The following is a 12,832-nucleotide window of genomic DNA, read 5'->3' as shown; positions in this document are numbered from 1 at the left end:
CATGTTGTGGCCAGGGACTCTGATTGGAGCCGGAGCGGGATTTGCAATCGCCAGCATTCCGGGGGCCATGCTTGGGGCATTGTTGGGGCAGGCGCTGGATCGGCGTCTGCACTTGCAGAGCTGGGGACACTTGCGGGAAAAACTCGGCGGTCGGCCGATGCTGCGCAACGACGAACTGTTGTTTGTGTTGCTCGGGCGTCTGGCCAAGAGTGATGGTCGGGTTACCGACGGGCATATCCAGCAGGCGCGCAACGAGATGCGTGCGCTGGAGATGAGTGAGCCGGCAACGCGCCGCGCCATCGCGGCATTCAACCGTGGCAAGTCTGAAAATGACAATCTGCGCGGTTATCTGCGACGCTTGAGCGCGCAGCCCCATGCGGCCGAGGGTGTCTTGCGTGCGTGCTGGCGGATGGTCTGGGCCGATGGTCGTGCTGGCGTCAGCGAGCGTGAATTGTTGGCGCAGTGGGGCAAATGGCTGGGCTGGACAGCGCATCAGGTGCAGGCGCTGGCCAGTGATTACGAACCGGGCAAGCGTCCGATCGTCAGTGCTGCAGTGAGCTATCAGGAGGCGATGCGTTTATTGGGCGTGTCGGCGTCCAGTGAACCGGCGCAGATCAAACGGGCCTATCGGCGCCTGCTCAGTCGTCATCATCCGGACAAGATTGCCGGAACGGGGGCGACGCCAGCGCAGGTGCGTGAAGCGACTGATAGAACCCGGGAGCTGCACAATGCCTACACGTTGATTCGTGAGCGGCGGGATTTTCGCTAAACGTTAGATGTGTATCGTCTGCGCTGGCCTCTTCGCGAGCAGGCTCGCTCCCACAATGGATTGTGTACGCAGATCCAATGTGGGAGCGAGCCTGCTCGCGAAGGGGGCGACGCGGTTTGTCGGTCAATCAGTGTTCTGCGGATTCAGCCAGCCACGCACCCGACGGAACAACTGTTCCTGCTCAGCCTTGCTGTCTGGCAAGGCTCTGAGCGCCACTTGGCTGAACGCCGAAGTCTTCAAACGCTTGCTCGCCTGCATGCGCTCCAGCGCGGCGTTGCGATCCAGCGGCTTGTCCATGTAGAAAATATCTGCGGTCGGCAGCTTCAGCGTTGGCGTCAGCTCGGCCAGTGGCGGTTTGGCCTTGGCTGGCATCTGCGCATCGACCATGACGAACTTCTCTACCTGCGCGGTTTGTTTCTCGCCCAGGTATCGCGCGGCCCAATAGGCGCCAGTGCCGTGTCCGAGCACGACAATGCTGCGTGCGCTCTGCTGTTCGGCGTAGGCAATCGCGGCGTCGATGCGCGCGAAGATCCGTTCGGCGTCAGCCTTGGATTGTTCTTCAGTGGTTTCGGCGACCACTTGATCCGCCACTTCGGCTTCACCGCCAGCGGCTTGTTCAATTGGCTGCGCGGTAGTGGAGTCCTTGCTACCCGACTCCGGTGCTTTCGGCGCAACCGGCGCTTCAACCACGCGCGGTGCGATGACGTCGCTTTGCAGGTCGGGCAGGGTGATACTCAGGCTGCTCCATTTTGCATCCGGTAGTTTGCGCCGCAATGGGCCGATTGCCTGCGGCCAGTCAGCGGTTTCGCCGGCGCCAGGGATGATGATCACCGCGCCTTTGGGCTCGGCGGTGTTGGCCGGTTTCCACAGGGCGAGGAAGCTGTCGCTGCCGGCCTGCAATTGTTGCTGTTCTTGCGCCGGGACTTTACGTTCCAGTGCGGCGGCCTCTTCCTGACTACGCTCTAGCAGTGGCTGGCGTTCGGCCGGTTTTTCTTCTGCCGGTTTTTCCGCCGCAGGAGTGGGGTCGGCGGCGTTGACGGAAAACGCACAGGGCAGGATCAGCGACAGGCACAATGCTGGCATTGCCAGGCGGTAAACAGAGGGCATCGGTTATTCCAGGCCAGAAAGTATCCCGGCAGCCTAATGGGTTGGTCAGAATTTGTCAGTGTATGAGACTTCAATGAAGCGATTTTGCTGCCTGTGGGTTATCGGCTGTTTGTGGTTTCCCTTGATGGGCTGGGCGGCGCCTGCGCCCCCGGCCCACGTTGCGCAATTGTCGGCGGGCCAGCAGCAATGGCTGGCGCAGCACAATGAACTGCGCGTCGGTCTGGTCCTGCAAGCACCGTATGCGCAATACGACCGGCGTTTGCAGCGGCTGTCCGGGGCCAATGTCGAACTGATGAAGTTGTTGGCCAAGACGCTCAATGTCGAACTGAGCTGGCGTAACTTTCAGGATCTCGCACAACTGGAAACCGCCGTGCGCGAGGGCGAGATCGATATCGCTCCGGGCCTGAGTCAAACCCCGAGTGCGTTGCGTCTGTGGCAGTTCTCCGATCCCTACATGCGCGTGCCGCAACTGGTGGTCAGTGATCAGAAGGCCAGTGGCGTGATCGATCTGGAGAAACTCGACAGCCAGGTCCGCGTCGCCGTGCGCATGCCCGGCAGCACCGCGGACTATCTGCGCAGCAACTATCCACACCTGAACCTGCAAGGCGTGCCGCTAGAGCGTCAAGCCTTGCAGTTGTTGTTGACGCAGCAGGCTGCCTACGCCGTGGTCGACGAGGCACAACTCGGGCGGTTGTCGGTAGAGCCGGAGTTCGCCGAACTGGTGGTGGTCGGCGATATCGGCCTGCCGCAACTGCTGCGAGTCGGCTCGCGCCGCGATTGGCCGGAGCTGGCCGGTATTGTGCAAAGTGCTTTGCGCGCGATCCCGGCCAAAGATCTGGAGCAACTGCACAACCAATGGCTGCAACCGAAATACCCGCGACTGTCGGAGTCGCCCGGCTTCTGGCAGAACCTCAGTCTGCTGTTTGCGGTGATGCTGCTCAGTTGTGTCGCGATCGTGTTCTGGCAGCGCCGCCAACAGCACAGCCTGGAGCAGCGATTGCTGGCCGCCCGGGAAGACATCGCCTTGCGCGCGGCCAGCGAAGAAGCGCTGCGGTTGACGCAGTTCTCCATCGATCAAAGCACCGTCGGCATCCTCTGGGTCAACTGGGACAGCCATGTGCGCTACGCCAATCGTTCGGCGGAAAACATGCTCGGTTACCCCTCAGGCGGGTTGATCGAGCGTCCCCTGATCGACTTCGAGCCGGGACTGCACATGGATCGCTGGCTCAATCTGTGGAAGCGCGCGCGTGCCAGCGAAGAAGGGCCGCTGAGTTTCGAAACCAGTTGCGTGCGCGCCGACGGCAGTGTTTTGCCCGCGGACGTGTCGCTGAGTTTCCTGCGCTTTCGCGACAGCGAATACCTGGTGGTTTACCTCACCGATGTCACCGAGCGCCGCCGGGCACTGGCGGCGTTGCAGGAAAGCGAGGCGCGTCTGCAAGGCATTGCGGCGAATGTGCCGGGGCTGGTGTTCCGTCTGGAGCGGGCGCCGGTGACCGGGCAGATCGACTTTGCCTATATCAGCGAGGGCAGCGAAAGTCTGGTCGGCTATGCCCCGGCCGCCATTGCCCATCGCGACATGGGCCTGCGCAGCCTAGTGCATCCCGACGATAAGGCGAGTTATCACCGCACTCAGGATCAGGCGCTGGACACCGACAGTGACTGGTCATGGCAAGGCCGGATCCTCACGCGTCAGGGCGAGCAGCGCTGGGCCGAGATCAAAGCGATCACTCGCCAACTGGAGGACGGCGCGTACGTGTGGGACGGCATCGTCTGGGACATCAGCGAGAGCAAGCGTATCGAGCTGGAACTGGCGGCCTCCCGCGAGCAACTGCGCGAACTGTCGGCGCACCTTGAAAGCGTGCGTGAAGAAGAGAAGGCGCGAATTGCCCGCGAGGTTCACGATGAGTTGGGGCAGATGTTGACGGTGCTGAAACTGGAAACATCGATGTGCGAACTGGCCTACGCGCAACTCGATCCCGGTCTGAACGAACGGTTGAACAGCATGAAGCGCCTGATCGCGCAGTTATTTCAATTGGTGCGCGATGTGGCGACGGCGCTGCGCCCACCGATTCTCGATGCCGGGATTGCGTCGGCAATCGAGTGGCAGGCGCGGCGCTTCGAGGCGCGTACGCAGATTCCATGCCTGGTGCAGGTGCCAGACAATCTGCCGGCGCTCAGTGATGCCAAGGCGATTGGCCTGTTCCGGATCCTGCAGGAGGCGCTGACCAATGTGATGCGCCATGCCCAGGCGCATACTGTGGAACTGACGCTGGCGCTGGAAGGCGACGAATTGTGTCTGACGGTCGCCGATGATGGCGTAGGATTCGTCGCCGCTGCCGGTCGGCCGACTTCGTTTGGTCTGGTGGGCATGCGCGAACGGGTGCTGATCATGGGCGGGCGGTTGACGCTGGAGAGTGAGCCGGGGGAGGGCACCAGTCTGGTGGTGCGGGTGCCGGTGAGTGAGGTTTGAAGGTTTGTGGTGTTTGGGCTGACGCTATCGCGAGCAGGCTCGCTCCCACAGGGATTGGTGTGTACCTGAAATCTGGAGAAAAGATTTGATCCGTGTACTGGTAGCCGAAGACCACACCATTGTCCGCGAAGGCATCAAGCAATTGATTGGCCTGGCCAAGGATCTGCAAGTGGTGGGCGAGGCGAGCAATGGTGAGCAACTGCTCGAAACCCTGCGCAATGTGCCGTGCGAAGTGGTGCTGCTCGACATCTCCATGCCCGGGGTCAATGGCCTCGAAGCGATCCCGCGCATCCGTGCTCTGAACAATCCGCCAGCGATTCTGGTGCTGTCGATGCACGACGAAGCGCAAATGGCCGCACGCGCGCTGAAGGTGGGCGCGGCCGGGTATGCGACCAAGGACAGTGATCCGGCGTTGTTGCTCACCGCCATTCGCAAGGTCGCGGCCGGTGGGCGTTACATTGATCCGGATCTGGCGGATCGCATGGTCTTCGAAGTCGGCCTGACCGATGCGCGGCCGCTGCATTCTTTGTTGTCCGAACGCGAGTTCTCGGTGTTCGAACGCTTGGCCCAAGGCGCCAACGTCAATGACATCGCCCAGCAACTGGCGCTGAGCAGCAAAACCATCAGCACCCACAAGGCGCGTTTGATGCAGAAACTCAACATCACCTCGCTGGCCGAACTGGTCAAGTACGCGATGGAACACAAACTCCTCTGATCAGCACTGTTCCCCTGTGGGAGCGAGCCTGCTCGCGAATGCGGTGGGTCATTTAGCTTATTCAGTGACTGTTACACCGCTTTCGCGAGCAGGCTCGCTCCCACAGGGGATCTGCTTTGGATCCGGATTGTGCGCATATCCCTAAGCGACACGCGTTTTTGCCATTGCTTGTGGCTCGCAGCTTGTCGCTTGTCACTGCCTTATCCGTTAGCGCCATCCTTGTAGGGCAATCCCTACCCCCAACCTTCCATCCGGCTGAGGCGATTCTCTCCTGCGCCCCGATTTGCGTGCCTGTCAGCAACCACTAGGCTTAATCCACAAGCAGTCATCAACAACAAAGGTGTGGGTATGAGCCAGGTCGATACAAACGCAGGGGCCAGTGATGTGCTGGTCAGCTTTCGTGGAGTGCAGAAGAGCTACGACGGCGAGAACCTGATCGTCAAAGACCTCAACCTGGACATCCGCAAAGGCGAATTTCTCACCCTGCTAGGGCCATCCGGTTCCGGCAAGACCACTAGCCTGATGATGCTCGCCGGTTTCGAAACACCGACCGCCGGCGAAATTCTGCTGGCCGGGCGCTCGATCAACAACGTGCCGCCGCACAAGCGCGACATCGGCATGGTGTTCCAGAACTACGCGCTGTTCCCGCACATGACCGTGGCGGAAAACCTCGCGTTTCCACTGACCGTCCGTGGCCTGAACAAAAGCGACGTCAGCGACCGCGTGAAAAAAGTCCTCAGCATGGTTCAGCTCGACGCGTTCGCCTCGCGTTATCCGGCGCAACTGTCCGGCGGTCAGCAACAACGTGTGGCATTGGCCCGTGCGCTGGTGTTCGAACCGCAACTGGTGCTGATGGACGAGCCTCTTGGCGCCCTCGACAAGCAACTGCGTGAACACATGCAGATGGAAATCAAACACCTGCACCAGCGCCTCGGTGTGACCGTGGTCTATGTGACCCACGATCAGGGTGAAGCGCTGACCATGTCCGACCGCGTGGCGGTATTCCATCAAGGCGAAATCCAGCAGATCGCCCCGCCCCGCACCCTTTACGAAGAGCCAAAAAACACCTTCGTCGCCAACTTCATCGGCGAGAACAACCGCCTCAACGGCCGCCTGCTCAGCCAGACCGGTGAGCGTTGTGTGGTCGAGTTGGGCCGTGGCGAAAAGGTCGAGGCGCTGGCGGTCAACGTCGGCCAGACCGGCGAACCGGTGACCCTGTCGATCCGTCCGGAGCGCGTCAGCCTCAACGGTTCGAGCGATCAATGCGTTAACCGCTTCTCAGGGAGGGTGGCGGAATTCATCTATCTGGGCGACCACGTCCGGGTGCGCCTGGAAGTCTGCGGCAAGACCGACTTCTTCGTGAAACAACCGATTGCCGAGCTCGATCCTGCGCTCGCCGTCGGTGACGTGGTACCGCTTGGCTGGCAGGTCGAGCACGTACGCGCGCTTGATCCGCTTTTAGAGGCGAACTGATCGCCCCGGCAATACCAACACCAACCCTGCACGTGGAGAGAACAATAAATGTTGAGATCCCTGAAGTTCACCGCCCTGACCCTGGGCCTGATGGGTGCGGCCAGCGCGATGGCCGCCGGCCCGGATTTGACCGTGGTGTCGTTTGGCGGGGCGAACAAGGCGGCGCAAGTCAAAGCCTTCTATGCACCGTGGGAAGCAGCGGGCAACGGCAAGATCGTCGCCGGCGAATACAACGGCGAAATGGCCAAGGTCAAAGCCATGGTCGACACCAAGAGCGTGTCGTGGGATCTGGTGGAAGTTGAATCGCCAGAGCTGTCCCGTGGCTGCGACGAAGACATGTTCGAACAACTCGACCCGGCACTGTTCGGCAAGACTGAAGACTACGTCAAAGGCGCGATTCAGCCGTGCGGCGTGGGCTTCTTCGTGTGGTCGACCGTACTCGCTTACAACGCCGACAAGCTGAAAACCGCGCCGACCAGTTGGGCCGATTTCTGGGACACCAAGAAATTCCCGGGCAAGCGTGGCCTGCGCAAAGGCGCCAAGTACACCCTCGAATTCGCGCTGATGGCCGACGGTGTGGCGCCGAAAGACGTCTACAAAGAGCTGGCGAGCAAGGGTGGCCAGGATCGTGCGTTCAAGAAGCTTGATGAGCTGAAGCCAAGCATTCAGTGGTGGGAAGCCGGCGCGCAACCGCCGCAATATCTCGCTTCCGGTGACGTAGTGATGAGCTCGGCCTACAACGGTCGCATCGCGGCCGTGCAGAAAGAATCCAACCTGAAAGTGGTGTGGAACGGCGGCATCTACGACTTCGACGCCTGGGCCATCCCGAAAGGTCTGGACGCCAAACGCGCCGAAGCGGCGAAGAAATTCATCGCCTACTCGGTGCAGCCGCAGCAGCAGAAGACCTACTCGGAAAACATCGCCTACGGCCCGGCCAATACCCAAGCCGTACCGCTGCTGGCCAAGGATGTTCTGAAAGACATGCCGACCACCCCGGAAAACATCGCCAACCAGGTGCAGATCGACGTCAGCTTCTGGGCTGACAACGGCGAGCAACTCGAGCAGCGTTTCAACTCCTGGGCTGCGAAGTAACTTCAACCTGGTGATGGTGGGCTTGCCCACCCCTGTGGGAGCGAGCCTGCTCGCGAAAGCGGTAGATCAGCCAGCATAGATGTTGAATGTGCTGGCCTCTTCGCAAGCAGGCTCGCTCCCACAGGTAGCTGTGTTTCAACACAACAGCGGTGGTTCACCACCTCTGTAACGATCAAAGATTTGCGGAGTACGTCATGGCCATCGCCGTTCCCCTGAACGAGGGCACCAGCCCCACCTTGAAGCAGAAGCTCAAGCGCGCCGAGCGGGTCAACCGCTGGAAGGCTCAAGCGCTGATTGCGCCGCTGGTGCTGTTTCTGTTGCTGGTGTTTCTGGTGCCGATCGTGGCGCTGCTCTACAAAAGCGTCGGCAACCCCGAAGTGGTCGGCGGCATGCCGCGCACCGTGGCGGCCATCGCCAGTTGGGACGGCCGTGGCCTGCCCGCTGAACCGGTCTACAAAGCTGCCGGCGAAGACCTTGCCGAAGCGCGCAAAAACCAGACGCTGGGCGATCTGTCCAAGCGCTTGAACATGGAGTTGGCCGGCTATCGCAGCCTGTTGACCAAAACCGCCCGGGCGCTGCCGTTTGCCAGCGAACCGGCCTCCTATAAAGATGCACTGGAAGGTCTCGACGAACGTTGGGGCGACCCGGCCTACTGGCAAGCGGTCAAACGCAACACCAGCAGTATCACGCCTTACTACTTGCTGGCAGCGGTCGATCACCGTATCGACGACCTCGGCGAAATCGCCCCGGCCACCCCGGATCAGGCGATCTACCTCGACATCTTCGCCCGCACCTTCTGGATGGGCCTGGTCATCACCGTGATCTGCCTGCTGCTGGCTTATCCGCTGGCGTACCTGCTGGCCAATCTGCCGTCGCGGCAAAGCAACCTACTGATGATCCTCGTGCTGCTGCCGTTCTGGACATCGATCCTGGTGCGCGTCGCCGCGTGGATCGTACTGCTGCAATCGGGCGGTCTGATCAACAGTGGGCTGATGGCCATGGGCATCATCGATAAACCGCTGGAACTGGTGTTCAACCGCACCGGCGTGTACATCTCGATGGTGCACATTCTGCTGCCGTTCATGATCCTGCCGATCTACAGCGTTATGAAAGGCATCTCGCCGACCTACATGCGCGCGGCGATTTCCCTCGGCTGCCACCCGTTCGCCAGTTTCTGGCGGGTGTACTTCCCGCAGACCTACGCCGGTGTTGGCGCCGGTTGCCTGTTGGTGTTCATCCTCGCTATCGGCTACTACATCACCCCGGCGCTGCTCGGCAGCCCGAACGATCAAATGGTCAGCTACTTCGTCGCTTTCTACACCAACACCAGCATCAACTGGGGCATGGCCACCGCGCTGGGCGGGCTGTTGCTGCTGGCGACCGTGGTGCTTTATCTGATTTACAGCTGGCTGGTCGGCGCCAGTCGCCTGCGCCTGAGCTAAGGGGAATTCGAAATGCTGAGTCCTTACATGTCGCCCATTGAACGGGTGTGGTTCTACAGCCTGCGGATCCTCTGCGGCCTGATTCTGTTGTTCCTGATTCTGCCGGTGCTGGTGATTATTCCGCTGTCATTCAACTCGGGGAGTTTTCTGGTCTATCCGCTGCAGGGTTTCTCGCTGCAGTGGTACCACGACTTCTTCGCCTCGGCGGAATGGATGCGGGCACTGAAGAACAGCATCATTGTTGCCCCAGCGGCGACGGTGCTGGCGATGATATTCGGTACGCTGGCGGCGATTGGTCTGACTCGCGGTGACTTCCCCGGCAAAGCGCTGGTGATGGCGCTGGTGATTTCGCCGATGGTGGTGCCGGTGGTGATCATCGGTGTGGCGAGTTATCTGTTCTTCGCGCCGTTGGGTTTGGGCAACAGCTTCTTCTCGCTGATCGTCGTGCATGCGGTGTTGGGTGTGCCGTTTGTGATCATCACCGTGTCGGCAACATTGCAGGGGTTTAACCACAACCTGGTGCGGGCGGCGGCGAGTCTCGGTGCATCGCCACTGACGGCGTTCCGTCGGGTGACCTTGCCGCTGATTGCGCCGGGGGTGATTTCGGGGGCGCTGTTTGCGTTTGCGACTTCGTTTGATGAGGTGGTGGTGACGTTGTTTCTTGCCGGGCCTGAGCAGGCGACGTTGCCACGGCAGATGTTCAGCGGGATTCGCGAGAACCTGAGTCCGACGATTGCCGCTGCTGCCACGTTGCTGATCGCCTTCTCCGTCATTTTGCTGCTGACCCTGGAATGGCTGCGCGGGCGTAGCGAAAAACTGCGTACGGCTCAGGTTTAAGGGTCAGATCAAAAGCTTACCCCCTCACCCCAGCCCTCTCCCCCAGGGGGGGGCTAGGGTGAGGGGCTCTTGATCTTCTAACCGATCAACCATTCACCACCTGAATAGCAGACAACCCCAAATCCCCAGCTAATCTTGTGCCCAGCTCCCACATCTATAAGAGGCTGCGCACGATGAGTCTGTCCCAGTTCAAAATCGCTCACAAACTGATCACCGGCGCCGCCGCCATCGAACAACTGGCCGCCGAACTCACGCGCCTGGACATCGACAATCCACTGATCGTCACCGACGCCGCGCTGGTCAAATCCGGCACCGTCGAGCTGGCGCTGGTGCAACTCGGTGGGCGCGACTACGAGATTTTCGACCGCGTGCTGCCCGATCCGGAAATCGCCATCGTCGAAGACTGCATGCGCGTTTACCGCGAGGGCGGGCATGACGGCTTGATCGGCCTCGGTGGCGGCAGTGCCATCGACATCGCCAAAAGCGTCGCCGCCTACGCCGGTTACCACGGCGCGCTGGAAGATCTGTTCGGCGTCGATCAGGTGCCACGCAAAGGCCCGCCGCTGATCGCCATCCCGACCACCGCCGGCACTGGCTCTGAAGTGACCAATGTTGCGATCCTCTCGGACAAAGTCGCGCAGTTGAAGAAAGGCATCGTCAGCGACTTTCTATTACCGGACGTAGCGCTGGTCAGCCCGCAAATGACCCTGACTTGCCCACGCAGTGTCACCGCCGCCAGTGGCATCGACGCGCTGGTGCACGCGATCGAATCCTATCTGTCGGTGAATGCCTCGCCGATCACCGATTCGCTGGCCATCGGCGCCATCAAGCTGATCGCCAAAGCGCTGCCCAAGGCCTATGCCAACGGCGCCAACCTGCAGGCCCGCGAAGACATGGCCACCGCCAGCCTGATGGCCGGCATGGCGTTCGGCAACGCCGGGGTCGGCGCGGTGCATGCGCTGGCGTATCCGCTGGGCGGGCGCTTCAACATCGCTCATGGCGTGAGCAATGCGTTGCTGCTGCCGTATGTCATGACCTGGAACAAGATGGCTTGCGTTGAACGCATGCAGGATATTGCCGAAGCCATGGGGGTGAAGACCGCTCAACTCAGTGCAGCCGAAGCAGCGGACAAAGCCGTGCAGGCCATGACCGACTTGTGCGCGGCCGTGGAAATCCCGGCCGGGCTGCGTAGTTTCGGCGTGCCGGAAGAGGCGATCCCGGCGATGGCCGTGGAAGCCGCGGGCATTGAGCGGCTGATGCGCAATAACCCGCGCAAACTCAGTGCTGTCGATATCGAGAAGATCTACCGCGCGGCGTATTGAGTCAGCGCCGGTCATCCGTCATGGCATAACCCAATCATCGCGGTCACGGTGCGCGCTTGGAAACTTGAGGTATACAATGCGCGCCATCGTGATTTAGCTCAGAAAAGGTGCGTCATGCAGCCCTTCGTAATTGCTCCGTCGATTCTCTCCGCCGACTTCGCCCGCCTGGGCGAGGAAGTAGACAACGTTCTCGCCGCTGGCGCCGACTTCGTCCACTTTGACGTCATGGACAACCACTACGTGCCAAACCTGACCATCGGTCCGATGGTCTGCGCGGCATTGCGCAAGTACGGCGTTACCGCGCCGATCGACGCGCACCTGATGGTCAGCCCGGTGGATCGCATTGTCGGCGACTTCATCGAAGCCGGCGCCACCTACATCACCTTCCACCCGGAAGCCACGCTGCACGTCGATCGCTCGCTGCAGCTGATCCGTGAAGGTGGCTGCAAATCCGGTCTGGTGTTCAACCCGGCGACCCCGCTGGACGTGCTCAAGTATGTGATCGACAAGGTCGACATGGTCTTGCTGATGAGCGTCAACCCGGGCTTCGGCGGGCAGAAATTCATTCCTGGCACCCTCGATAAACTGCGCGAAGCGCGGGCGATCATCGATGCCTCGGGCCGTGACATCCGCCTGGAAATCGATGGCGGCGTCAACGTCAACAACATCCGCGAAATCGCCGCTGCTGGCGCTGACACCTTTGTTGCCGGCTCGGCAATCTTCAATGCGCCGAACTATCAGGAAGTCATCGACAAGATGCGTTCCGAACTGGCGCTGGCTCGCCCATGAGCGGGTTTGAGCAGCTGTTCCCGGGGAAACTGCCACGGCTGGTGATGTTCGATCTGGATGGCACACTGATCGACTCGGTTCCGGACCTGGCAGCCGCGGTGGACACCATGCTGCTCTCTCTCGGCCGGCAACCGGCGGGCATCGATTCGGTGCGCGAGTGGGTGGGCAACGGCGCGCCAGTACTGGTGCGCCGTGCGTTGGCCGGTGGTATCGATCATTCGGCGGTGGATGACGTCGAAGCCGAGCACGCGCTGGAAGTATTCATGGACGCCTACGGCGCCAGCCATGAGCTGACCGTGGTCTATCCCGGCGTGCGCGACACCCTCAAGTGGCTGCACAAGCAAGGCGTGGCCATGGCGCTGATTACCAACAAACCGGAGCGCTTCGTCGCGCCGCTGCTGGATCAGATGAAGATCGGTCGCTACTTCAAGTGGATCATCGGTGGCGATACCCTGCCGCAGAAAAAGCCTGATCCGGCCGCGCTGTTTTTCGTGATGAAAATGGCCAACATCCCGGCCTCGCAATCGTTGTTCGTCGGCGACTCGCGCAGCGACGTGCTGGCGGCGAAAGCGGCGGGGGTCAAATGCGTGGCGCTGAGTTATGGCTACAACCACGGCAGGCCGATCGCCGAGGAATCCCCGGCGCTGGTGATCGACGATCTGCGCAAGTTAATTCCCGGTTGCCTCGGTTCGGCCGCTGAGATAACGTTGCCCGACGCTGCTCAATCCCGTTCTGGAAACGCCATCGTGGTGGTCACTCGCAAACTCTGGATGAAAGTCATCAAGGCCCTGGCCCGCTGGCGTTGGCGCGCCTGAC

The 12,832-nt window shown here is 61.1% G+C and carries 11 protein-coding genes; 10 read left to right on the top strand and 1 reads right to left on the bottom strand.

The window, feature by feature from the left end; translation table 11 throughout:
• Position 1: 1 nt before the first annotated feature.
• Positions 2 to 769, top strand: coding sequence for a TerB family tellurite resistance protein (locus HU754_RS27405; protein ID WP_186619869.1), 768 nt, complete (start codon positions 2 to 4; stop codon positions 767 to 769).
• Positions 770 to 892: 123 nt separating this feature from the next.
• On the opposite strand, the gene HU754_RS27400 is transcribed toward HU754_RS27405, so the two are convergent.
• Positions 893 to 1,876 carry an alpha/beta hydrolase family protein gene (locus HU754_RS27400; RefSeq protein WP_186619865.1) on the bottom strand — a complete coding sequence of 328 codons (984 nt, stop codon included), beginning with the start codon at positions 1,874 to 1,876 and terminating at the stop codon, positions 893 to 895.
• Between the two features lie 73 nt (positions 1,877 to 1,949).
• Here HU754_RS27400 and HU754_RS27395 point away from each other — a divergent pair, with 73 nt between their 5' ends.
• The 9 genes from HU754_RS27395 to HU754_RS27355 all read left to right on the top strand — a co-directional run bounded on the left by HU754_RS27395 (position 1,950) and on the right by HU754_RS27355 (position 12,831).
• Positions 1,950 to 4,346 carry a PAS domain-containing sensor histidine kinase gene (locus HU754_RS27395; protein ID WP_186619864.1) on the top strand — a complete coding sequence of 799 codons (2,397 nt, stop codon included), beginning with the start codon at positions 1,950 to 1,952 and terminating at the stop codon, positions 4,344 to 4,346.
• An 85-nt stretch (positions 4,347 to 4,431) separates the two neighbouring features.
• Positions 4,432 to 5,061, top strand: coding sequence for a response regulator (locus tag HU754_RS27390; RefSeq protein ID WP_093441901.1), 630 nt, complete (start codon positions 4,432 to 4,434; stop codon positions 5,059 to 5,061).
• Between the two features lie 348 nt (positions 5,062 to 5,409).
• A complete protein-coding gene (locus tag HU754_RS27385) occupies positions 5,410 to 6,534 on the top strand; it encodes an ABC transporter ATP-binding protein (protein ID WP_016983608.1) in 1,125 nt (374 codons plus the stop codon).
• A 48-nt stretch (positions 6,535 to 6,582) separates the two neighbouring features.
• Entirely contained in the window at positions 6,583 to 7,626 is a 1,044-nt protein-coding gene (locus tag HU754_RS27380) for an ABC transporter substrate-binding protein (RefSeq protein ID WP_008085222.1), read from the top strand.
• A 194-nt stretch (positions 7,627 to 7,820) separates the two neighbouring features.
• The gene (locus HU754_RS27375) at positions 7,821 to 9,068 is read left to right on the top strand and encodes an ABC transporter permease (protein ID WP_116254388.1); all 1,248 of its coding nucleotides are present in this window, start codon (positions 7,821 to 7,823) and stop codon (positions 9,066 to 9,068) included.
• Between the two features lie 12 nt (positions 9,069 to 9,080).
• Positions 9,081 to 9,905 carry an ABC transporter permease gene (locus HU754_RS27370; protein ID WP_008084123.1) on the top strand — a complete coding sequence of 275 codons (825 nt, stop codon included), beginning with the start codon at positions 9,081 to 9,083 and terminating at the stop codon, positions 9,903 to 9,905.
• Positions 9,906 to 10,078: 173 nt separating this feature from the next.
• Positions 10,079 to 11,227, top strand: a complete 1,149-nt coding sequence (locus HU754_RS27365; protein ID WP_186619863.1) for an iron-containing alcohol dehydrogenase — start codon at positions 10,079 to 10,081, stop codon at positions 11,225 to 11,227.
• A 114-nt stretch (positions 11,228 to 11,341) separates the two neighbouring features.
• The gene (gene rpe, locus HU754_RS27360) at positions 11,342 to 12,016 is read left to right on the top strand and encodes a ribulose-phosphate 3-epimerase (protein WP_007918813.1); all 675 of its coding nucleotides are present in this window, start codon (positions 11,342 to 11,344) and stop codon (positions 12,014 to 12,016) included.
• Complete coding sequence (locus HU754_RS27355; protein WP_186619862.1) at positions 12,013 to 12,831, top strand: phosphoglycolate phosphatase; 819 nt, start codon at positions 12,013 to 12,015, stop codon at positions 12,829 to 12,831. The genes rpe and HU754_RS27355 overlap by 4 nt, the downstream gene beginning before the upstream one ends.
• Position 12,832 lies beyond the last annotated feature (1 nt).

Origin of the sequence: Pseudomonas zeae (assembly GCF_014268485.2) — a bacterium.
GTDB lineage: Bacteria > Pseudomonadota > Gammaproteobacteria > Pseudomonadales > Pseudomonadaceae > Aquipseudomonas > Aquipseudomonas neuropathica.
This window is presented reverse-complemented; position numbering and strand designations above follow the sequence as displayed.